The organism is Haladaptatus sp. QDMS2, assembly GCF_029338295.1.
GTDB lineage: Archaea > Halobacteriota > Halobacteria > Halobacteriales > Halococcaceae > QDMS2.
The window spans coordinates 731,932-752,850 of sequence record NZ_CP119791.1 but is presented as its reverse complement, the minus strand read 5'-3'; the positions used below and the strand labels follow the sequence as shown (position 1 = coordinate 752,850).

At 63.0% G+C, this 20,919-nt stretch carries 26 protein-coding genes and 1 tRNA gene; 10 read left to right on the top strand and 17 right to left on the bottom strand.

Features of this window, described 5'->3' with window-relative positions:
• Nucleotides 1-45 precede the first annotated feature (45 nt).
• Complete coding sequence (locus P1M51_RS04055; protein ID WP_276246912.1) at nucleotides 46-816, top strand: alpha/beta fold hydrolase; 771 nt, start codon at nucleotides 46-48, stop codon at nucleotides 814-816.
• Here P1M51_RS04055 and panB read toward each other — a convergent pair.
• The gene (panB, locus tag P1M51_RS04050) at nucleotides 810-1,625 is read right to left on the bottom strand and encodes a 3-methyl-2-oxobutanoate hydroxymethyltransferase (protein WP_276246911.1); all 816 of its coding nucleotides are present in this window, start codon (nucleotides 1,623-1,625) and stop codon (nucleotides 810-812) included. The two genes, P1M51_RS04055 and panB, sit on opposite strands and share 7 nt — an antisense overlap.
• A 94-nt stretch (nucleotides 1,626-1,719) precedes the next feature.
• Here panB and P1M51_RS04045 point away from each other — a divergent pair, with 94 nt between their 5' ends.
• Nucleotides 1,720-1,956, top strand: coding sequence for a DUF5822 domain-containing protein (locus P1M51_RS04045; RefSeq protein WP_276246910.1), 237 nt, complete (start codon nucleotides 1,720-1,722; stop codon nucleotides 1,954-1,956).
• Here P1M51_RS04045 and P1M51_RS04040 read toward each other — a convergent pair.
• The 4 genes from P1M51_RS04040 to P1M51_RS04025 form a co-directional block, all read right to left on the bottom strand.
• Nucleotides 1,929-2,483 (bottom strand): HAD family hydrolase, encoded by a 555-nt coding sequence (locus P1M51_RS04040; protein WP_276246909.1) that lies wholly within the window; start codon nucleotides 2,481-2,483, stop codon nucleotides 1,929-1,931. The two genes, P1M51_RS04045 and P1M51_RS04040, sit on opposite strands and share 28 nt — an antisense overlap.
• A gap of 35 nt (nucleotides 2,484-2,518) precedes the next feature.
• On the bottom strand, nucleotides 2,519-2,926 hold the full coding sequence (locus tag P1M51_RS04035) for a hypothetical protein (protein WP_276246908.1): 408 nt from the start codon (nucleotides 2,924-2,926) through the stop codon (nucleotides 2,519-2,521).
• Between the two features lie 73 nt (nucleotides 2,927-2,999).
• Complete coding sequence (locus tag P1M51_RS04030; RefSeq protein ID WP_276274825.1) at nucleotides 3,000-4,127, bottom strand: acyl-CoA dehydrogenase family protein; 1,128 nt, start codon at nucleotides 4,125-4,127, stop codon at nucleotides 3,000-3,002.
• A gap of 42 nt (nucleotides 4,128-4,169) precedes the next feature.
• Entirely contained in the window at nucleotides 4,170-4,679 is a 510-nt protein-coding gene (locus P1M51_RS04025) for a multiprotein-bridging factor 1 family protein (protein ID WP_276246906.1), read from the bottom strand.
• 110 nt (nucleotides 4,680-4,789) lie between these two features.
• On the opposite strand from P1M51_RS04025, the gene P1M51_RS04020 reads away from it, so the two are divergent.
• The 3 genes from P1M51_RS04020 (at nucleotide 4,790) to P1M51_RS04010 (ending at nucleotide 8,145) form a co-directional block, all read left to right on the top strand.
• Nucleotides 4,790-5,866, top strand: a complete 1,077-nt coding sequence (locus P1M51_RS04020; RefSeq protein ID WP_276246905.1) for a fe2+ transport protein — start codon at nucleotides 4,790-4,792, stop codon at nucleotides 5,864-5,866.
• A gap of 36 nt (nucleotides 5,867-5,902) precedes the next feature.
• Complete coding sequence (locus P1M51_RS04015) at nucleotides 5,903-6,850, top strand: hypothetical protein (RefSeq protein WP_276246904.1); 948 nt, start codon at nucleotides 5,903-5,905, stop codon at nucleotides 6,848-6,850.
• A gap of 242 nt (nucleotides 6,851-7,092) precedes the next feature.
• Nucleotides 7,093-8,145: a twin-arginine translocation signal domain-containing protein gene (locus P1M51_RS04010; RefSeq protein ID WP_276246903.1), complete on the top strand. Its 1,053-nt coding sequence runs from the start codon at nucleotides 7,093-7,095 to the stop codon at nucleotides 8,143-8,145.
• On the opposite strand, the gene P1M51_RS04005 is transcribed toward P1M51_RS04010, so the two are convergent.
• Entirely contained in the window at nucleotides 8,130-9,464 is a 1,335-nt protein-coding gene (locus tag P1M51_RS04005) for a PQQ-binding-like beta-propeller repeat protein (RefSeq protein WP_276246902.1), read from the bottom strand. The genes P1M51_RS04010 and P1M51_RS04005 overlap by 16 nt on opposite strands.
• Before the next feature lie 84 nt (nucleotides 9,465-9,548).
• On the opposite strand from P1M51_RS04005, the gene P1M51_RS04000 reads away from it, so the two are divergent.
• Nucleotides 9,549-9,633 (top strand) — tRNA-Leu (locus P1M51_RS04000).
• Nucleotides 9,634-9,825: 192 nt separating this feature from the next.
• Here the strand turns inward: P1M51_RS04000 and P1M51_RS03995 are convergent.
• Nucleotides 9,826-10,578, bottom strand: a complete 753-nt coding sequence (locus P1M51_RS03995; protein ID WP_276246901.1) for a ribonuclease H-like domain-containing protein — start codon at nucleotides 10,576-10,578, stop codon at nucleotides 9,826-9,828.
• Between the two features lie 40 nt (nucleotides 10,579-10,618).
• Nucleotides 10,619-11,767, bottom strand: a complete 1,149-nt coding sequence (locus P1M51_RS03990; protein ID WP_276246900.1) for a hypothetical protein — start codon at nucleotides 11,765-11,767, stop codon at nucleotides 10,619-10,621.
• Nucleotides 11,768-11,875: 108 nt separating this feature from the next.
• Between P1M51_RS03990 and P1M51_RS03985 the strand changes: the two genes are divergently transcribed.
• Nucleotides 11,876-12,436, top strand: coding sequence for a DUF420 domain-containing protein (locus tag P1M51_RS03985; RefSeq protein WP_276246899.1), 561 nt, complete (start codon nucleotides 11,876-11,878; stop codon nucleotides 12,434-12,436).
• 7 nt (nucleotides 12,437-12,443) lie between these two features.
• Here the strand turns inward: P1M51_RS03985 and purF are convergent, their stop codons facing one another.
• The 4 genes from purF to P1M51_RS03965 all read right to left on the bottom strand — a co-directional run bounded on the left by purF (nucleotide 12,444) and on the right by P1M51_RS03965 (nucleotide 15,599).
• The gene (purF, locus tag P1M51_RS03980) at nucleotides 12,444-13,898 is read right to left on the bottom strand and encodes an amidophosphoribosyltransferase (protein ID WP_369685085.1); all 1,455 of its coding nucleotides are present in this window, start codon (nucleotides 13,896-13,898) and stop codon (nucleotides 12,444-12,446) included.
• 242 nt (nucleotides 13,899-14,140) lie between these two features.
• Complete coding sequence (locus tag P1M51_RS03975) at nucleotides 14,141-14,314, bottom strand: 50S ribosomal protein L37e (protein WP_276246898.1); 174 nt, start codon at nucleotides 14,312-14,314, stop codon at nucleotides 14,141-14,143.
• The gene (locus P1M51_RS03970) at nucleotides 14,311-14,496 is read right to left on the bottom strand and encodes an LSM domain-containing protein (RefSeq protein ID WP_276246897.1); all 186 of its coding nucleotides are present in this window, start codon (nucleotides 14,494-14,496) and stop codon (nucleotides 14,311-14,313) included. Before P1M51_RS03970 ends, P1M51_RS03975 begins: the two co-directional genes overlap by 4 nt.
• 44 nt (nucleotides 14,497-14,540) lie before the next feature.
• On the bottom strand, nucleotides 14,541-15,599 hold the full coding sequence (locus tag P1M51_RS03965) for a M20/M25/M40 family metallo-hydrolase (protein WP_276246896.1): 1,059 nt from the start codon (nucleotides 15,597-15,599) through the stop codon (nucleotides 14,541-14,543).
• 82 nt (nucleotides 15,600-15,681) lie between these two features.
• Between P1M51_RS03965 and P1M51_RS03960 the strand changes: the two genes are divergently transcribed.
• Both P1M51_RS03960 and P1M51_RS03955 read left to right on the top strand, forming a co-directional pair.
• Nucleotides 15,682-16,047, top strand: a complete 366-nt coding sequence (locus P1M51_RS03960) for a hypothetical protein (protein WP_276246895.1) — start codon at nucleotides 15,682-15,684, stop codon at nucleotides 16,045-16,047.
• A 37-nt stretch (nucleotides 16,048-16,084) separates the two neighbouring features.
• Complete coding sequence (locus P1M51_RS03955) at nucleotides 16,085-17,047, top strand: zinc-dependent metalloprotease (RefSeq protein ID WP_276246894.1); 963 nt, start codon at nucleotides 16,085-16,087, stop codon at nucleotides 17,045-17,047.
• 28 nt (nucleotides 17,048-17,075) lie between these two features.
• Here P1M51_RS03955 and P1M51_RS03950 read toward each other — a convergent pair whose 3' ends face one another.
• Nucleotides 17,076-17,792, bottom strand: a complete 717-nt coding sequence (locus P1M51_RS03950) for a hypothetical protein (protein WP_276246893.1) — start codon at nucleotides 17,790-17,792, stop codon at nucleotides 17,076-17,078.
• Between the two features lie 113 nt (nucleotides 17,793-17,905).
• Between P1M51_RS03950 and P1M51_RS03945 the strand changes: the two genes are divergently transcribed.
• Nucleotides 17,906-18,352 (top strand): hypothetical protein, encoded by a 447-nt coding sequence (locus P1M51_RS03945; protein ID WP_276246892.1) that lies wholly within the window; start codon nucleotides 17,906-17,908, stop codon nucleotides 18,350-18,352.
• A 68-nt stretch (nucleotides 18,353-18,420) separates the two neighbouring features.
• On the opposite strand, the gene P1M51_RS03940 is transcribed toward P1M51_RS03945, so the two are convergent.
• From P1M51_RS03940 to P1M51_RS03925, 4 genes are all read right to left on the bottom strand, one after another.
• Entirely contained in the window at nucleotides 18,421-18,801 is a 381-nt protein-coding gene (locus tag P1M51_RS03940) for a Zn-ribbon domain-containing OB-fold protein (protein WP_276246891.1), read from the bottom strand.
• Complete coding sequence (locus P1M51_RS03935; protein ID WP_276246890.1) at nucleotides 18,798-19,967, bottom strand: thiolase domain-containing protein; 1,170 nt, start codon at nucleotides 19,965-19,967, stop codon at nucleotides 18,798-18,800. Before P1M51_RS03935 ends, P1M51_RS03940 begins: the two co-directional genes overlap by 4 nt.
• Before the next feature lie 65 nt (nucleotides 19,968-20,032).
• Entirely contained in the window at nucleotides 20,033-20,263 is a 231-nt protein-coding gene (locus P1M51_RS03930; RefSeq protein ID WP_276246889.1) for a hypothetical protein, read from the bottom strand.
• A 77-nt stretch (nucleotides 20,264-20,340) separates the two neighbouring features.
• Complete coding sequence (locus P1M51_RS03925) at nucleotides 20,341-20,889, bottom strand: hypothetical protein (protein WP_276274824.1); 549 nt, start codon at nucleotides 20,887-20,889, stop codon at nucleotides 20,341-20,343.
• Nucleotides 20,890-20,919 lie beyond the last annotated feature (30 nt).

Below are 20,919 nucleotides of genomic sequence, written 5' to 3'. Positions count from 1 at the left end.
GTTCAGGGGTCCTAAATTTATCTATCGCGCCTGTGTTGGTCCGGTATGAAGACAGTTTCCCACCACGGCCGCGAGACGGCGTATCGACGCACCGATTTCGGCGACGCTGGCCAGCCAATCTGCTACGTCCACGGGAGCGGTGGAACCCACCGCGTGTGGACGGGCATCTATGGCCGGCGGGCGAATACTCGACCCGCCGTCGCCCTCGACCTGAGTGGCCACGGCGAATCCGACGACATCGACGCAGAGCCTGGCTTTAGCACGCTCGCGGCCTACGCTGACGACGTGCTCGCCGTCGTCGAAGAAACGGGCGCGTCCGTCCTCGTCGGCAACTCACTCGGCGGCGCGGTCATCCTCCACCTGCTGGTCGAGCGCGACGTCGAACTCGAAGCCGCCGTCCTCGCGGGGACGGGCGCGAAACTCTCCGTCCTCGACGACTTGCTCCGCTGGCTGGACGACGACTACGAGCGAGCGGTCGAGTTCCTCCACGGCGAAGACATGCTGTTTCACGACACCACGAGCACGGTCGTCGACCATTCGAAAGCCACGATGAACGCCGTCGGAAGCGCGGTCACAGAGCGTGACTTTCGTACCTGCCACCGATTCGACGTTCGCGACCAACTCGACAACGTGGAGACGCCGACGCTCGCGCTCGTCGGCGAATACGACCGGCTGACACCCGTGTCCTACCACGAGTATCTGGTCGAACACATGCCGAACGCGACGCTTGCCATGATAGAAGATGCGGCCCATCTCGCGATGATAGAACAACCTGCTGCGTTCGCGAACGCAATCGAACGCTTCCTCGCTCAGTAGAGGTCGTCTAAGTCTTCTTCGACGTGGCTGTGTTCGGGGTCGGGGAAGGACCCGGACCGGACCTCGTCTGCGTACGTTCCGATTGCCTGCTCCATCTCCTTGCGGACGTTGCCGAACTGTTTTGCGAACGGCGGTTGCCAGTCGCTCAAGCCGACGACGTCGTCCACGACGAGCACCTGCCCGTCCGTGTCCGGGCCCGCACCGATGCCGATAGTAGGAATTTCGAGCGCCTCGGTCACCTGCGCGGCGAGGTTGGCCGGGACGTGTTCGAGGACGAGCGAGAATGCGCCCGCCTCTTCGTGATGTTTTGCGAGGTCGAGAATCTGGGTCGCTGACTCGCGAGTCGTCCCCTGCCGGGTGTACCCGCCGAGTTGGTTCACCTGCTGGGGCGTCAACCCGAGATGCGCCATGACCGGAATTCCGAGCTGGGTCAGCTTGCGCGTGAGTTCGACGGTGTGCGGTCCGCTCTCGATTTTGACCGCCTTCGCGCCGGCCTCTTTTATCATCCGTCCGGCGTTCGTGACGCTTTCTGCGTCGTCCACGCCGAAACTCAGAAACGGCATGTCGGCGACGACGAGTGCGTTTTTCGCGGCGCGCGCGACCGCCGCCGTGTGGCGAACCGTGTCGTCTACCGTCACCGGCAGCGTCGAATCGTACCCGAGGGAGGTGTTCCCGAGGCTGTCGCCGACGAGGAGGATGTCGAGGCCCTGTTCGTCCGCGATTTTCGCGGTCGGCGCATCGTACGCCGTCATCATCGCGATGCGCGCCGTGCCCGCCATCTTGCGGATATCCGTGACCGTCGTGGGCATATCCCAAACGTGGATGGGGGAGGATTAAACGTATTCGGTCGCCGACAGGCCCGAAACGGCAACCGTTAACCTCCCACCCCCGCTACGTCACCCTGTGCCAACACGCGTCGAGACGACCGAAGTCGATGGTATCGACTACACGTGGATAATGCAGGTCACGTTCGTCCTCACCATCCTCATCGGCGCGCCCGTCGTGACGGTCCTCTCGATTCCCTACTCGCTCCCGACGTGGTCGGCCCGCGCCTCGTTCGCCATCCGCATCGGTGCCATCATCTGGATTTGCACGGCGCTTTCCGTCTACACCTACGCCCGGCGAAGCGCCTCGACGTAGACGAACTTCGTCCCCGCTCGTTCTGCCGTCTCTGCGTCGCTCTTCGAATCCCCGACGAACACCGTGTTCTCCGGGTCAGCGCCCAGTTCCTCGATGACCGCGAGCAACGGGTCTGGATGGGGTTTTTGCTCCGGGAGCGAGTCGCGGCCGACGACAGCAGCGACGCGCTCTGTGAGGTCGTGGGCTTCGAGCGCGATGTGGACCGCAGAAGCGCAGTTGAGCGAGCAGACACCAACCGGCACGGTCGTCGGAATCGCATCAGCTAGAAAGAGGCGCGTCGAGGTCTGTGCGCCGGTTCGCTCGTGGTCGGCGATTATCGATTCGACGAGCGGGCCGTTGCCCGTCTCTCTCCCGAGGTCGAGCAGGCCCCAGAGGTCCTCGCCATTCGTCTCGACGCCCTTCTTTTCGAGCGCCGCGGTCACGTTGTCCCGAACCACCTTCCAATCGACATCGAGTCGTACCAGCGTCCCGTCGAGGTCGTACACGATCGCATCCGCCGACGCGAGCGAGGAGGAATTCACAGCCATATCATCCATCCCTCCGCTCAAAACCCCTTCGGCCATCAGGTTTCGATGGCGGCTTCCACCTGCGAGACCACGTCGGTCACTTCGGCTCCGGGCGCGAGCCCGAGAAACAGTCCATCCTCACCGGCCATGAACCGGATGGCAATCATGTTCCCCATGTAGGTGACGAACGCCCGGACGCCCACGGGGTCGACGAACAGGTCTTTGAACAGTTCGCGTTCGGTGAAATCGAGGTGGACGTAGGAGTGGATGCTGTCGAAGTGTGACTCCATCTGCGCATCGTCAGTGTAGAGCGACGAGACGGGTTCGGTGACGTAGAGGATGTTGAACGCCTCGCGATCGTACTCAACGCCGATGAGCAGGTCGTCACCGACGACGGCGTGTGCGGCTTCGATGGCCGATTCGACGTCGAAGCCGACGACCGACGGTGTTCCCGTGAGAACCATTTACACACCCTTCGCGGGAGATTGATAAAAGGTTGCTGTATAGCTGATTGTCGTGTTTCCTGGTGTCAGACGCTCACCCGAGCAGGTTCCGGGCGATGACCAATTTTTGAATCTCCGACGTTCCCTCGTAGATGGTCGTAACCTTCGCGTCGCGGTACATCCGTTCGACGGGGAAATCGGTGGTGTAGCCGTAACCGCCGTGAATCTGGACGGCCTGATTGGCTACCTGCACGGCGTTCTCGCTCGCGAAGTACTTCGCCATGCTCGCGGCCATCTGAACGTCCTCGCCGGCGTCGTCGCGGCGGGCGGCGTCGCGAGCGAGCAACCGCCCCGCCTGCACTTTCGTCTGCATGTCGGCGAGTTTGTGCTGGATTGTCTGAATCTCGGAGATGGGGTTGCCAAACTGCTCGCGTTCCTGTGCGTACGAGACGGCCTCGTCGAGCGCTGACTGAGCGACGCCCACTGCCTGTGAGGCGATGGCGATGCGCCCGCCCGTAAGAATCGAGAGTGCGGCCGAGAGGCCTTTGCCCTCCTCTGTCAGCCGATTTTCCGCCGGAATACGCACGTCGTCGAACAGGAGGCCCGTCGTGTCGCTCGCCCGAAGTCCGAGTTTGTCCTCTTTCTTCCCGACTTCGACGCCCGGGGTGTCCTTCGGGACGAGGAACTGCGTGACGCTGCGGGGGTCGGCGCGGTCAGTTTTGGCGAACACGACCGCGACGTCCGAACGCTGGCCGTTCGTAATCCACTGTTTCTTGCCGTTGATGACGTACTCGTCGCCCTCGCGCTTGGCTTCGGTTTCCATCTGTGCCGGGTTCGAACCCGCACCTGGTTCAGAGAGACAGAACGCGCCGATGGATTTGCCACTCGCCAGTCGGGGCAGCCACTGCTCGCGGTGGTCGTCGCTGCCGAACTCGTCGATACAGGCGTTTACGAGGTACTGGACGGACATCGCCGTCGCCGCCGCCAGCATCCCGTAGGCGACTTCCTCGTTCACGATGCTGTAGGTCATCCGGTCGCCACCGAACCCGCCGAACTCCTCGGGAATGTTGAGCCCGAGCAGGTCGAGGTCGGCGAGGCCCTGCCAGACCTCCTCCGGGAATACCTGCTCGCGGTCTGCCTCCTCGGCGGTGGGCCGAATCTCGTTTAGCGAAAACTCGCGGACGGCCTCCTGTATCGCCTGTTGTTCTGGCGTGAGTTCCATACCCACAATCTGGAGTGCGGGTCGAAAAAGTTGCCCCTTTCCTCACTCGGCGAGCGTCAGGTCGAAGCGTTCTTCCAGGGCTTCGATGACCGACCCGCCGACGCCGGCACTCGTCGCGCGACCCTGTTCGACCGCAAGGACGTCGTCTTCGTCGAGTTCGAGGTCTTCAGCGAGGTCCGAGACCGTGAGACCCGCCTCCTGGCGCGCGGCGGTCACGAGGTCGCCGTATCCCTTCACGAGGTACGGAAGTGGGTCCTCGTCATAGTGGGTTCCCTCTTTCTCCCAGTGGGTCGGGTCCCCCTTTCGCGCATCCGCCATCCGCGCGACGTTCCGTGCGGCGCGTTTCTTGCGGCTTTCGCGGCGCTCCTCGGGTTCGTTTGCGCGCTCCTTTCGTTCGCGCTTCGAGTCGCCGTGGGGCGCACAGTCGCGACAGACGAGTAACTCAGCCCCGGCTATCGTTTCCGTCCGCAAATCGCCGGTGGTCTTGCCACAGAGCTCACACGAGTCGCCACCGCCGCCCCCGCGGTTGCTGCCGGTCGAGTACTTGGCCATGTCCGGGTTTAGGTAAACTGACTGTAAAAAATGCGCGCTTCTCACTGTTTTCCGGGCCGTTCGACAATCCGACCAGAATGACTATGTAGCATGGTCACACGCACTCAGGCATGAATCGCCGCCACCTCCTCCATCTCTGCGCCCTCGGCAGCGTCGGCCTCGCGGGGTGTCTGGACCAGGGCACTCCCGCTGAAACCGACACAGCCACGACGACGGCCGGCGACCAGTCCCCGACGACCACCGGACAACCTGACGCAGACGGCGTCTACATCCAGTCGTTCGTCGAGGGGATGCACATGGCCGGGATGGCCGACGCTGGCCCGTACAAGGTGGGCCTGATGTACACCGTCACCCACGACTTCTGGAACGTAAACGGGAGTCAACTGAGCAAGACGACCATCGAGGAATCCGACTCGGTTCACCTGATGACTACGGTCTGGGACCCCGAAACGGGAACTGTGTTGCCCGAAACCGGCGTCTCCGTCGAGGTCGATGGGCAGGAGGAGGTTATCTACCCCATGCTCTCCCAGCGAATGGGGTTTCACTACGGGGACAACATCCCACTTTCGGGTGACGGGACGTACACCGCGACCATCTCGGTGGGCGGGATCAACATCCGCCGAACCGGCGCGTTCCAGGACAAATTCGGCGACCCCGCGAGCGCGGACATCGACTTCGAGTTCAACAAGGACACCCGCGAGCAGATTTCAATCACCGAAATCGAGCAGGCGGGGGACCCCGGCGCGGTCAAACCGATGGACATGATGATGCCCCTCGGCTATGCGCCGACCCGCGAGGAACTGCCGGGAACTGTCCTCGGCGAGGGGACGAGCGACGACGCCGTGTTCGTCGTGACCCACCTCGAAGGCGACGAAGTACCGGCGGGAATCGACGCCGACCACTATCTCGCCGTCTCGGCGCGCACGCCCTACAACCGCTTTGTCATCCCGGCGATGGCGCTCAGTGGAACACTTTCGCGCGGTGGCGAAGAGATTTATAGTGGAACCTTCGAACGGACGCTTGACCCGACGCTCAACTATCACTATGGAGCGGGCGTCTCCGGCGTCGAACCGGGCGATACGCTGACGGTGACGGTGGACACGCCGCCGCAGGTCGCCCGTCACGAAGGCTACGAGAAGGCGTTCCTCCAGATGCGTGAGATGGAAATCTCACTGACCGGGCAGTGAGGTTTTATCTGCCGAACGAGAACGTGGCGACAATCGATGAAACGCGCCAGTCGAGTGGTCGTGGCAGTGGTCGTCGCGGCGTCCCTCCTCGCCGGAGCCACAGCGGTTAGCGCTCACGGAAACCACCTCAGTGCCGACAGCCAGGTATCCGGCGACGGGTCGGTGATGGTGGAACGACTGTTCGTCGACCAGGACTCGTACCTCGTCCTGCACGCAGACGACGAAGGCGAACCGGGGGAGGTCATCGGCCACAAGCCACTACGCCGCGGCTTCCACTCGCCGATTAGCGTGAACATGAGCGACGAGTTCTGGGGGTCGATGAGCGGCAACGAAACCGTGTGGGCAGTGCTTCACGAGGACAACGGCGACGGCACGTTCGACCCCGAAACCGATGGCGAACTCCAGGGCTTTGGCGGAGCCGCTGCCACCCCGATTACCGTCCGGAAGGGTGCAGGGTCAGTCGCCGTCGCTGCCTCCGGGTTTAGCGTGAAGGAGGCACAGAACGGCACCGTGTTCCTCCCGCAGATCACCACGAGCCAGTCGAGTTTCGTCGTCCTGAAGACGAACACGAATGGCCAGCCCGGGACCATCGTCGGCCACACCGCCCTCGAAGCCGGCACGACGACCAACGTCTCTGTCGCGGTGGACCTGGCCTACTACGACGACCAGCAGGCTCAGTTCCTACTCTGGGCGACGGTGTACGCTGACGACGGCGACGGGACGTTCGACCCCGAGACGGACCGACTCGTGACCGCAGGCGACCAACCCGTCGCGTCGCTGTTCACGGTCAAAAAGCCACTCGGAAACGACAACGGCGACGGGGGACTGGTGAACACACCGTCTGCGACCGCTACCCAGTCGGCCACCGAGACGACAGAACCCGCCGCAACCACGACGACTTCGACCGACGGGCCTGGTTTCGGGCTGTTGAGCGCCATCGCTGGCGTGACCCTCCTCAGCGTCCTCCTCGGGCGCAAGCGGTGAAAACCGGGCTGTCGAGAGTCGAAAGCCGCCCAGGATAATTTCTCGCCGAGCGAAAACGGGAGGTTCGCGCCCGGCACGACCGCTCTAACGTCAACCACCGAACGCTCTTTCCGGGCCTCGATGGGCTTTCGACGTGGTTGGCAGCGAACCACCGTCCTCTCAACCCCGTCGCATGAGACTGGTTCACGCATTCGATAACTGAACCAGAAGCGTCTTTCTTTGCCCGTTCGAAGAAATCGGCAATGAATCGGCGCACCTTTCTCCGGGCGAGCGGCGTCGTCGGAACCGCCGCGCTCGCGGGCTGTACCGGGATGTTCGAAACTCGGTCGGTCCGCGAACCCCCACTCGCTGACTTCCGCCCGAACGCGGTCTATCTTCCAACGCACGCAGAGGGCATGGAGATGGTCGGCATGGGCAAATCCGGGGACTACCAGTTCGCCCTGATGTACAGCTATCCCCACCGTTTCTGGAACATGAACGAGGGCGCTACCCAGCGGACGGACGCACAGTCTGACGATTCGGTTCACCTGATGGCCACCGTCTGGGACCCGGAAACGGGCGTCGTCCTCCCCGAGACGGGCCTGTCGGTCGAAATCGACGGCGAAGAGGAGGTTATCTACCCGATGCTCGCCCAGCAGATGGGCTTCCACTACGGGGACAACATGCCGCTGTCCGGTGACGGCACCTACACCGCGACCATCTCGGTGGGCGGGATCAACATCCGCCGAACCGGCGCGTTCCAGGACAAATTCGGCGACCCGGCGTCCGTCGATATCGACTTCGAGTTCAGCCAATCGAAACTGGAGGAACTGCCCTACCGTCTCCTCGAAGACGAGGCTGGAAATCGCGGGGCGCTCGAACCGATGAACATGGAGATGATGCCGAACGGCACCGTCCCGGCGAAAGACGACCTTCCGGGGACGCTCGTCGGTGAGGCGACGAGCGGGGATGCCTTCTTCCTCGCGACTCTGCTCTCGGGCGACGAGGTACCCGCGGGAATTGACGGCGACGCCTACCTCGCCCTGTCCGCGCGGACGCCGTACAATCAGTACGTCATCCCTGCGATGGGGCTCTCTGGAACGCTCTCTGCGGCCGGTGAGACGGTTTCGGAACTCCAGTTCACGCGGACGCTCGACCCAGCTCTGAACTACCACTACGGAGCCCTCGTAGACGCGGACGCCTCGTGGGACGAACTCGGCGTCACCGTGGACATCGTCCCGCAGGTCGCCCGCCACGAAGGGTACGAAACCGCGTTCATCGACATGGAACCGATGACGTTTCAGCGCTCGTCGTAGTCGAAGGCAAAGACCCGTCCGTCGCCGTACATGACGTAAATTTCTGCTTTTCCGTCACCGTCTGTGTCCGCGAGCGCCGGGTGGGTGAAAATCTGCACGTCCCGCTGGCTAGAGCCGAGGACGTCGCCCGAAACTGGGTCGACGACCGACACGATACCGTCGTTCGAAACGGCGACCAGTTCGTCCTCGCCGTCGCCGTCCACGTCGCCGAGTTTCGGCGGCGGCATCATCTGGACCGACTCGGTGGTGAGGGTCGTCTCCCACTCGATGTCGCCCGTGGCGGCGTCCATGCTTCGGAGTTTCCCGTCCTTGGCCGTGGCGTACACCTCTGAGTCGCCGTCGCGGTCGCCGTCGCCAAAGGCGTGAACCGCAGCGAGACGGCCAAAGGAGTGCTCCCACTCGATTGTGCCGTCCGCCCCATCGACCATTCCGACCACTCCGGCGGTTGTCGCCACGACCATTTCGTGTTGTGGGTCGTCGTCTGCCTGCCCGGTGGTCATCCAGGTTATCGACCCGTCGAACGGTTGTTTCGTCCACTGTTCCGTCCCGTCCGCTTCGTACAGGCGAATCTCGCCATTCGACAGACTGAGGGCGATTTCTGCCCCCTCCCCGTCGCCGTCGAAGTCCGCGACGGCGGGTTGACCCCACACGTACGTAGAGAGGTTCGTCGTCCAGAGGGCGGTCCCGTCCGGGCGGATGACCGCGACGGTTCCCTTGATGTCCACGACGACGATTTCAGACGCGCCGTCACCGGTCACGTCCGCGACGACAGGCTGGGTGTAGCCATACGAACCGAGTTCGTAGCGCAGCTCCTCGTCGCCGGTCAGTGGGTCGAAGGCGATGACGGCCTGCTCGGTCGTGGCCGCGATGACCTCGCGGGTACCGTCGCCGTCGTAGTCGGCGAGCGCCGGGTCGGCGACGGAGTGGATTTCACAGCCTTCCTCGGGAATTTCGTGAGTCCAGCGCGTCTGTCCGTCGCTACCCGAGAGGGCGACCAGCGCACAGCCCTCGGGGTCAGTGGGGCCGCTCACGGGGGCGTACACCCACGGTTGCCCGTGAATCCGACCCGCGGCGGGGGCGTGATGATTCGATTGGACGGACCGCCCGGTGTCAGAGACCCACTGCTCGGTGAGAGTGCCACTCGGGTTCAACACGCTCGTCGCGCCGAGGACGACCAGGCTGCCGAGGGTGACCACAACGAGGGCGAGGGCGAGGACCGTCCGGGGTCGCATAACTGAGAGTATCGGCCGGAGAGAAAAAGCACTTCTCGTTCGTGAGCGGGGCACAGCCGACCGCCAAATCAGGCCGCCGTCTGCCATGTGACCGCCTCCCGACCCCGACAGAAAATGAACACCCTTTTATTTACCCCCGAGAAAACAAAGATTGCTTACAAAGAACGGCTTGCGTGGGTAGCCAAGCCAGGCCAACGGCGCAGCGTTGAGGGCGCTGTCCTGTAGAGGTCCGCCGGTTCAAATCCGGTCCCACGCACTGCCCGGCGCATTCATTTGCGCCACAGTGCGGGTGCTCGTCTCAGAGACAGCACCCACGCACAAACTTACTACGGAACCAATATTCAACAGCCGGTAGTCTCGACAGATAGTGTCCTGTAGAGGTCCATCGGTGAGCAGTCGGCTCGCTGAGTACGAACGTCGAACCGCGTGAGCGAAGTGAAAAAGTCGTTCAGTTCCCGTTGCAGCCAGCCTCGAACACGTTCTCGTGGAGGCGGCGAGTGGCCGTCTGCATCAGCGTCTCCAGATTCACCGTGTCGGCGCGATTGTACTTGACGAGCGTGTCGAGCGACCCGTCTTTCCCGCGTTCGTGTTCCTTCCAGAGGCGAACGGCGTCTCGGCCCGTGATGTCGGGTTCGTCACGGTCGATGCCGATATCTTTCTCAATCTGCTTCAGCCCGCCGGAGAGGCCAAGCTTCTTGCAGGTGTACATGAGGTCGATGTGAGGGTGGTCGATGTTCACGTCGAACGACCCTTCGAGAAACGGCACGTCGAAGCGCTTGCCGTTGAACGAGGCGATGACCTTCGCGTCGTCGAAGATGGCAGAGAGTGCGTCAGCGGTCAGGTCGTCGTCGCGGACGAGTGTGGTCGTCTCGCCGTTCTGGTGAAAGCTCACCGTCGTTACGACGGAATTGTGGTGGCTGAGGCCCGTCGTTTCGATGTCGAAAAAGCAGACGTCGTCTGCGAAGTTCTCGTAAATACGCCACTGCTCGCCGGACGGGAAGATGTCGTCGAAGTGGCGGGCGTCGCCTGCGTCCAGGCGTTCGTACCCCGTCTCGATGAACTGCTCTATCGCGTCGGCTTTCCGCGCCGAGACGGCGTCGCGGTCGAACTCGTCCCAGTGGGTGATTCCCGACTGCCAGAGAGAGCGCTCGGTCCCTTCACCGACCCCCCGAACGGGAATGAAACTGTTCTCGATGCGCATACGAAAAGGAGAGACCGCCCGGGACGTAAACCCGTTGTTGTCAGGCGCTGAATTCGCCGTCCACGACGGCTTCCGCGAGTGCCATTTCGGCGACCGTTGCGTTCGCCATGAGGCGCGCTCTCGCGTCCTCGAGGGCGTCGTCGCGGGTGGCGTCGTCGTCTTCGTCGCCGGCAATCGCGCTGTCGCGCAGGTCTTCTGCTGCGTCCTGTAAGACCGACGTGGCGGCTTCCAGCTCGGAGACGAGCGAGTCGTAGGCCCGTGGGCGATCGAGGTCCGCGAAATCCTCGATGAGCACGTCGAGTTCGCCGATGACCTCCTCGAAGTCCTCCATCGCAGTGGCGTACTCTGTCGCGAACAGCGCGGAAACCGCCTCCTCGTAGATCCCGAGTGCCGTGTCGAGGTCGCGGAGCAGGTCGGCGAGCGCCGCATTCGCCGTGAGTTCGTCTTCGAACTGGGCGAGTTTCTGCTCGTACTCGGAGATAGAGAGCGCCTCCGTCGCACGGGTGTTCTCGGGATCTGTGTCCTCGCGAATCCGTTCGAGGATGTTCGTCGCGCTGGTCCTCGCATCCGAGGCGCGGTTGAGGCCCGCCGTAAACTCGAAATTGTCGGCTGCGTAAAGCCCGTCGGTCGCCCGGACCGTCTCCTGATAGGCGACGACGAGGCGGTCCTGACACCGCGCTGCGAGGCGGAGGAACTCGCCAACGTCACGAAGCTGTGCGCTGCGCTCGCGCTGGGCGTCCGAACCGAGTGCGTCCGCGGTGTCGAGTTCGTCCCACGATTCGCGGACCTTGTTGGCGACGCGCGTCCAGGAGAATCCCTCGGTCGCGCCGGTCACGCCGAGAATCAACCCGCCGTTCCCGAAGTCGCTGTAAATCTCGACGGCCTCGGCGACGTGGAAGTCGGCGCGAGTGAGGGCTGCTCGTGCGTCTTCGTTTTCTGCTGGTGTCTCGACGGGCGTCTCAGTCGGCGTTTCTGTCTCGGTGGGGGTTTCGGTCGGCGTTTCGGTTTCCGTCGGGGTGGGGGTCTCCGTTGGAGTCGCTGTGGGGGTGCTCGTCTGCGTCGTGGTCGTGGTCGTCGGTTCGTCGTCTCCCGTGCGCGTGGTCGTGGTCGGTTCCGGCTGGGTGACGGAGCAGCCTGAAAGAGAGAGCAGTCCAGCAGTCACGAGGAAGTGGCGGCGGCGTAGCGTCATCTGCTCGTATAGGTGGCGCGACACGATGATGGTTATAACTGAGTTAAATCGCGCCGTCGGCTGAAAGCAACGAGTAACGGCTATCCGTCCGCAAGCGCAAGAAGACGCATGGAGGTCCTCACCAGAGACCGTGTGCCAGCCCTTACCGGCCTGCTCACGGCCATCTCGCTGGCGCTCGTGTTCGGGGCCGTCCTCGGCGCGATTCCAGCAGGCGTCCTGCCACGCGCACCAGCATGGGTTTACGACGCAATTCCCCACGCGAACGCCGCCATCAGCTTCGTCGCCATCCTCACCATCGTCCAGGGATGGCGCTGGATTCGACAGGGACAGATTCTGAAACACCGCGCAGCCATGCTCACGGCGCTCGGCCTGTTCGCCCTGTTCCTGCTACTCTATCTCTATCGCATCGCCTCCGTCGGGACGACCAGCTTTGCGGGTCCAGAGACGGTAAAACTCTACCTCTACTACCCGTTTCTCGCCGTCCACATGGTGTTCGCCATCGTCTGCATCCCGCTGCTCTACTACGTGGTACTGACGGCGGTGACGCGCCCCATCAACGAGATTCCGAAATCGAACCACAAGCGCGTCGGCCGGGTCGCCGCGGCGCTCTGGCTCGTGTCGTTCTCGATGGGAATCGGCGTCTACCTGCTGCTCTACATCATCTTCTGACGGACGTTCAATCGTCCGACAGCACCGGTCTGGCGACGTTCCGGTCGGTCTCTTCACCGTCGATATCGTACGGATACTCTCCAGTGACACAGCCGAGACAGAGGTCGAGGCGCTCTTTGTCGAGCGTCTCCGCAATTGCGTCGATGGAGAGATAGGAGAGGCTATCGGCGTTGATGACGTCGCGAATCTCCGCCGTCGTCTTGTCGGCGGCGATGAGTTCCTCGCGAGTAGCCATGTTGATACCCATGTAACACGGCGCGATGATGGCGGGTGCGCCGATGCGCATGTGGACCTCCGTCGCGCCAGCGTCTTTGAGCAACTGGACGAGTTGGTTCGAGGTCGTCCCCCGGACGATACTGTCGTCGATGAGGGTGACCGTCTTGCCCTCGACGGTGGACTTGATGGGGTTCAATTTGAGTCGGACTGCTCGCTCGCGTTCGTCCTGTGTCGGCATGATAAACGTCCGCCCGACGTAGCGATTCTTCATCAGGCCTTCTGCGAACTCGACGCCGTCGCCAGCGGCGTCCGCGTAGCCGGAGGCGAACGCGCGGCCGGAGTCGGGCACGGGCATGACGACGTCCGTCTCGATGCCGCTCTCCTCCCAGAGTTTGCGCCCGAGTTCCCGACGCACCTCGTAGACGAGTTTGCCGTCGATGACCGAATCCGGGCGGGCGAAGTAGACGTATTCGAAAAAGCAGTGTGCCGTGTTCTCCTGTTCGACGAGTTGGTAGGAGTCGTACTCGGACCCGTCTTCGGCGAGGACGATGAGTTCGCCCGGTCGAACGTCGCGGACGAGTTCGCCGTCCAGCGTGTCGATGGCCGCGCTTTCGGAGGCCAGCACGTAGCCGTCTTCGAGTTTGCCGAGGACGAGTGGGCGATTCCCCTCCGGGTCACGGACGCCCATCACCGTGTCGTCGTGCATGATGGTGAGTGCGTACGACCCGTGGATGCGGTTCATGGTCTTCTTCACGGCTCGAATCAGGTCGCCGTCTAAGAGGTTTCGCGCGAGGTCGTGGGCGATGACCTCGGTGTCGCCGTCGGAGGTAAAGGCGTGGCCCTGGCCTTCGAGTTCTTCGCGAATTTGGTCTGCGTTTACCAGATTGCCGTTGTGGGCGAGGCCGAGCGACCCGCTCTTGAACGAGACCGAAAAGGGCTGGGCACAACTCGAATCGACGCTGCCCGCCGTCGGGTAGCGAACGTGACCGATACCGACGCGCCCGTGGAGGCCCGAGAGGTCTGAAAGCGTAAAGGCGTCGCCGACGAGGCCCATCTCGACGTGGCTGTACTGCTGGAAGCCGTCGTGAGTCACGATGCCCGCAGACTCCTGGCCGCGGTGCTGGAGTGCGTACAGGGAGTAGTAGAGGGGTCGAGCGGCGGCCCGGTCGGCCAGCGAGATGCCGACGACGCCGCACTTTTCGGTCAAGCCGTATTGGGTGTGTGGGGAATCCCGCCCATCTGCCATGGTCGATGGTGTGGTGGCCAACCCTAAAAACCCCCGCCATTGTGTCGTAATCGCCTGTAGTTTTCACGCAAATATACACGTTCGTGTATATTCGATGGTGGGGAACGCCCGCTTATGGAGAGTGGTACGGGTAGCGGTGCGCTGGGTCGGATGAGAACAACACGCACCCTGTGGGCTGGTCCCACAGGAAGCATAGAGAGAACTGCTACGCGGCCGCAACCGCGGCCGCACGTTCGTCGCGTCTATTCGCCGGCTTTCGACTGCCAGGCGTACTCACGGCGCTTTGCCGTTTTCCCGAAGCCGCAGGACGCACAGACCTTCTTCTTGATGTGGTAGGACTTGTTCCCGCAGCGACGACACTTTACGTGCGTCGTCTTGTTCTTCTTACCCTGGCTTGGAGTGCCTGCACCAGTCATGGAGTAATCGTGACGACGTTATCGCCGCGTATAATGGTTGTGTCTTCATCCGACTCAACCACGAGATTCATATGCTGGTCGTAGCCGGCAAGCTCGCCGGTGAACACCTCGCCGTCTTTCAGGCGAACGGTGACTTCCTCCCCTAACGACGCCTCGAGGACGTCGAGCGGTCGTCCACTCATACCCATACGGCCCTTCGTCGCGGTATTAAACGTACCGGCCTGTCTCAAAGCGAGACGGAGAACTCCCCGTATTCGGAGGCATGGTCCGCGATAGCACAGAGCAGGTCAGCCATCGCAGAGAGGTCCTCGGTGTCGATGACCTCGACCGGCGTGTGCATGTAGCGGTTCGGCAGCCCAATATTGAGGGAGGGAATGCCCCCGCGAGTCGTGAAAAAGGCGTCAGCGTCTGTGCCGGTGAACGACCCCGCCGCCTGCAATTGCACGTCGATTTCGGCCTTCTCCGCTGCCTGTCGGGCCAGGTCCACCACTGTCGGGTGGTTGGCCGACCCGCGGGCGACGACCGGTCCCTCGCCCAGTGAAATGTCGCCGCCCTTGTTCGAGGGCGCGTCGGGACTGTCCGTCGCGTGGGTCACGTCCACGGCGATGGCCACGTCCGGGTTCAGGTCGTGGGCGATCATCTTCGCACCTTGTAGACCAATCTCTTCCATGACGGTGCTCACCGCGTACACCGTCGCGTCCACGTCCGCCTCCACCGCCCGCCTGAGTCCCTCTGCGGCGGCCCAGATGCCGATGCGGTTGTCCATTCCCCGGGCGGCGAGGCGCGTCCCGTGGAGGTCCTGACGCGTCGTCGAGAAGGTGACGGCGTCACCGATTTCGACGAGTTCCTCGGCCTCCTCCCGGTCGCTCGCGCCGATGTCGACGTGCTGTTCGGTGATGTCGGAGATTTTCTCGTCTTCGGGGTCGCGCAGGTGGATGGCTGCCTGGCCGACGACGCCCGGAACCGGCCCGTCTCCGGCGTGAACCATGATGTGCTGACCACGCGAGACGGTCTTGTCCGCCCCACCGATTCGGTCGAGCATGACGTAGCCGTCGTCCGTGATAGTTCGGACGATGAACCCGATTTCGTCTGCGTGCCCCGTGAGTGCGAGTTTGGGGTCGCCGCCTTCGTAGACGGCGATGGCGTTGCCGTAGGCGTCGGTGGTGACCTCGTCTGCGAACTGCGAGACGTACTCCACCCAGACGCGCTGGGCCGGGAGTTCGAAACCGGATGGACTCGCCGCGTCGAGCAACGAGTCGAGAAAGGCGCGGTGTGTGTCGTCCATGGCCCAGTTTCGGTGAGGGTAACGTATCAATCTCCCGAAGCAGGCCACAACCACTAAACAGTTGGTGAGCCAAGGGTATAGTATGGCGAACTTCACCCTGTTCGAGGTCCACCTGCACGGCGAAGACGGTAATTTCGACATCAAACCGTCCTTCAGCAAGACGAGTGGCAAAAAGGGCAGTAAATCGACTGCAGACGAGTCGTCCGAGTCGAAGAAAGGAGGGCGGCTCAGCCGCCTTCGCCGCTCGGACAAGGACAGCGAAAGTAACATCGACAAAATCGATACCGAATCGGAGACGGAAATCGAAATCGAAGACGGCGACGACGAGTCCGGACGCGCGAAACCAGTCGGTGGGAAAGGCGTCCTCCTCGCGCTTCTGTTCCTCGTCGGCGCGGCGATGGTCGTAAAGAAACTCAAGGGCGGCGAGTCGGAAGTCGACCTGGAGTAGGCACAACCCATTTTACCAGCCCATCCCAAGACAATCCGTGAACTTCTTTCGTAGCGTCAGAGCGGTCACCAACGCCTCGGGCGACGGCCCCATCGACTGGCACGCTGTCGCGGAGGCGACCAAGGCCGCGACTGACCCCGGCGACCTGTCGCTAGACGAGTCAACCCAGCAGGGCTATGCGGACGACGTCCGCGACGCCCGCTCGCGGGTTCGTGAGGTGTCCGGCATCGATTTCGACGTGCCCCGAACCGTCGAAATCCAGCACCGACACCACTGGGTAGACGCGAACATCACCACCTTCGAGCGCGTCATGGCCCCGCTCGAAGACCAGCAGCTGTCGATGATTCCGGGCGTCGCCCGGGTCGTGAACACGGCGACGATGGCCTTCGCGCTCTCCTTCCTCGCGAACAACGTCCTTGGGCAGTACGACCCGCTCCTGCTCGCAGAGGAATCCAAGGAGCAAATCGACCACGGCCTCTACTTCGTCCACCCGAACATCGAGAAGGTGGCCGACATGCTCGACGTCCCGTTCCCGCGTTTCCGCCGGTGGATTGCCTTCCACGAAGTGGCCCACGCCGCCGAGTTCGGCGCTGCACCGTGGCTCTCTGACCATCTCGAAGCGCAGATGCGCGAGGGCATCGAAGACCTCTCCGGCGGACACCTGAACCGCGAGGCGTTCACCGAACTGAACGTGGCGATGACCTCCGTCGAGGGGTATGCAGAACTCATCATGGACCACGCCTTCGACGGCGAGTACGCAGACCTCCGACGGAAACTAGACGAGAAACGCAAGGGCGGCGGCCCCGTCGCACAACTGGTCCGCCGAATGCTCGGCATGGGAATGAAACGCCGTCAGTACGAACTCGGTAAAGAGTTCTTCGAGACGGTGGCCGAAGTCCGCGACATCGAGACGGCCGCACTGGTCTGGGAACGGCCAGAGAACCTACCGACGAAAGACGAGTTGGAGAACCCGGCACGCTGGATTGCCCGGGTCGCCTGAATCGCAGAAACCGAGCGGTTGCGGGCGGTTACTGTTTATTGGCGACGACGGAGATATCGCCCGACCCGGCGACGGTCAGCGTGTACTCGAACGCTTTCGTCGGCCCCTCTTCGTGCGTCTCCGCAAGCATGAGCGATTGTGACGAACGATACTCACCGGCCGACCTACACGGCCCCTCTGGGGATTGGTCGTACACCTCGTGGCGAATGGTGTACGACTTCCTAGGTTCGATGGTCACCGCAGACCCCAGCTGCTGGACCCCCTCCCGAGGCTTCTCACCTTCCTCCGTGACGAACCGCCAGCAGCCGTTCGTTTGTGAGTCGGCGAGTTCGTCGCCCCCGAAGAACTGCCAGTGAGTCGGTTCCCGCGGGTACAGCACGAGGTTCGTCTCGGAGCCGTCGAGCGTGGGGAAGTATTCGAGCGGATAGCCGCCGCCCTCCGTGGGTTGGATGGGAATCGCCTCCTCGCCTTCGTTCGTGAGGCGCAGCTTGACGACTGCCGGATGGTCCGCGGTCGCTTGCGTAACGACACTCGCACTGGTCGTGAGCACCGACGTGTCGTACGCCGGAGTCTGTGTTTCGGTTGGAGTCGCGGCTGTCTGCGTCGACGCGTCGGTAGCAGTCGGTCCCTGCGTGGTCGTTTCACCATCGCCACCAAGTGGCGGCGAGTCAGAGACACATCCCGCGAGTGCGGCGGCGAAAACGACGCCGGACCGGAGGACGTGTCTGCGAGAACGGGGGGACATAATTCCACCATTCAAATGTGCCCATAAATGCTTTCAGGCAATCTGATAGGTTGACGGCTATCGGGACACTGGTCCGGACGAACTGGTAAGTAATTGACCAATAAACTGGAGATATGCGCCCGTCCCTCCAATCGGTCCTCCTCGGTACGAATCGAACCGCATCGTACCGAATGTTCTGGGCAGCCCTCTGCAGTTCCCTGTTCCTGTTCACCTTCGCCGGGTACGCGCTCGGTTTCTTCGAAGTCGGGGGCTGTCTCATGATTATCCCGGGCGACGCGGCGCTCGTCGGGATGGCTGCCGCCTTCGGAATCGGCTACTCCCAGAACGGCCTCCTGTTCGCGTGGCTCGGCACCTTTGCCTCGCTCCTCGGCTTCACCGCAGACCACGCTTTCTTCGGGATTTCGAGGCTATCGATTCGCGAGCAGCTTTCCGTCGTTTTCGAGTGGGATGGACTTGCCTTCTTCGCCATCGCCGGCGTCGTCCTCGGGTCGCTCGCGTTCAGTGTCGGCATTCTCGTCCGTGCTGGCGTCGTGTTGCTTCGGCGAGAGTTGGCAGGCTAGCCAACCATTGCGACGACTGCTCGCACAGTAACAGAACCGCTGTTTCGAGAGAAAAAGACGAGTGTGGGTTATTCGGAGACGACTTCGAATTGCGGCGTCGGCTGGCCGTCGTGTTCGAACGCGCCGGAGAACGTCACCGTGTCGCCGATCTCCACGTCGCCGGAAACGCGGCCGACCGCTTTGGCCTCGCCGAGGTGGACGATGGCGATTTTGTAGCCGGCTTCGAAACCGACGGGAGAGACGGCGATGGTCGTCTCGGAGTACACTTCGCCGGTGGTTTCGAGTTCGATGGTTTCGATATCGCGGCTACCACAGCGGACGCACGCGGCTTTCGGCGCGGCGGTCTGGTGGCCGCAGTCGGCACACTCCTGGCCGAGCAGCGTGCCCTGTTTCAGTGCTTCACTCCAGCTGTCGTACTTCAGGTGTTCGGGAATCTCGAGTTGGCTCATGCGCGCACCTCCAGGACCGAGACGAGCGTGGTACCGGCGTCGCCACCGAGGTTGTGGGCGATACCCGTTTCGACATCTTCGATTTGCCGGTCGCCAGCGTCGCCGCGGAGTTGTTCGACGAGTTCGACGATCTGTGCCGTGCCAGTCGCCCCAATCGGGTGGCCCTTCGCTTTCAGGCCGCCACTCGGGTTGATTGGCATGTCGCCGTCAATGCGAGTGCGTCCCTCTGCCGCAGCCGGGCCTCCCTGTCCGTCCTCGAACAGGCCGAGTGCCTCGGAGGCCATGACCTCCGCGCCGGTGAAGCAGTCGTGGACTTCGGCGAAGTCTACGTCATCGGCCGTGATACCCGCCTGCTTGTAGGCCTGCTGTGCGGCCCGCCGGGCCGACATCGTGGCCGGGAGGTCGGGTTTGTCGGAGAGCGGAACGATGTCCGTGCCGTGGCCGACGCCGGTCACGTCCACGGGTTCTGCGTCGAAACTCGCTGCGAGGTCGTCGGAGACGACGATGACCGCGCTCGCGCCGTCGGAGAATGGACAGCAGTCCATCAGGTGGAACGGGTCGGCGATGATAGGCGAGTCGACGACGTCCTCGACGGTGATGTCTCGGCCGAAGTGTGCGCGCGGGTTGAGCGCACCGTGAGCGTGGTTCTTGACGGCGACGGCGGCCAGTTGCTCCTCGGTCGTGCCGTACTCGAACATGTGTCGTTTCGTCAGAAGCGCGAACACGCCGGGGAAGGTGAGCCCCGTCGGTTGTTCGTACTGGCGGTGACTGGCGGAGGCGAAGATGCGCGTCATCTCGCCGGTGCCGAGGCCCGTCTCAGGGGTACAGCGTTCGACCCCGCCGACGAGGACCACGTCGTGGAGTCCGGACTCCACGTCCTGGACGGCGTGTTTGAAGGCGTTCGAAGAGGTCGCACACGCGTCCTCGAAGCGCTGACACGGAACGCCCGCGATGCCGACGTGCGAGGCGAGCGTCGGCGCGAGGTGCGTGTCGTTTTCTGTCTGTCCGCCCATCGCGTTGCCGAGATAGAATGCGTCTACGTCTCCGGCTCCGACACCGGCGTCGTCCATCGCTGGAAGGGCTGCTTCGGAGAAGAGTTCAGGTAAGGTTTCCTCGTGGACGCCGAACTTCGTCATGCCGGCTCCCACGATGCTTGCTCGTGCCATCTGTTCTCACTGGAACTCTCATTTTCACGGTAATCAATCGTGTGATTCCGACATCGCTGTCCGCTTCACCGGCGTCTGCGTGCGTCGCCCGCGATGTCGCCAGTTCCGGGAAACACGAGCCAGACGAGCAACACGCCGAGCGCCGACCCGGCGAGGAACGCCACACCGAATTCGACGAACGTCGGCTCAGAAGGAAGGGTGATCAGCCCGGCCGAGAAGCCGACCAGCAACACGAACCCAATTTTCAGCCGCGTCGTCGCCTCCGTTCGCTCCTCGCTCGATAAGGGCCCGACCATCAGTGGAATTCCTCGCAGAGAGTCATACGTCGGAAAACGGCCGCCTGCATCTTAACGTCCGTGCGTTCGATCGCCGGTCACATGAAGCCGCGGCCGACCTCGTCTTCCTCGATGAGGTCGTCGAGTTCGGCCGAGAGCAGTTTCTCCGCCTCCTCAAACGTCGACGCGAGGTCCCCGAGTTTTGCAGACCGCTCGGTGCGGTCGAATTCGAGGGGGCCGAAGGCAGGACTTTCCAGTGCGCCCATGACGTCCTCGAAGAAGTCGTTCGGCGTCGTCGGCGCGGCGGCGTGAGCGTTCAGAATCTCCGTGAGTTTCTTCCCCGCCCGTTCTGCCTTCGACTCGTCAATAGGAGATTGAATGCCAAAGCGTCCGCCGACCTTCTCGTTCGGGAAGAAGGGCTCGATGTCGTCGTCGATTCGTCGGGCGACGCGCGTGCCAACGCCCTTCACCTCGAAGGGGTTTTTCGCGTACGTCTTGAGTTGGAAGACGCCGGCTTTCGGGTGCCCGATGTACAAATCCTCGCCGAGGCCCCGCGACCGATTGCCAGCGACGGCCCGCCAGTCGCCCGCGTCCGCGCCGCTCTCGACGACGTCTGCGAGAATGTCCTGCCAGTCCCGTACGCGCATACCACTCGTAGTCCGGGGGCGAGGATGAAT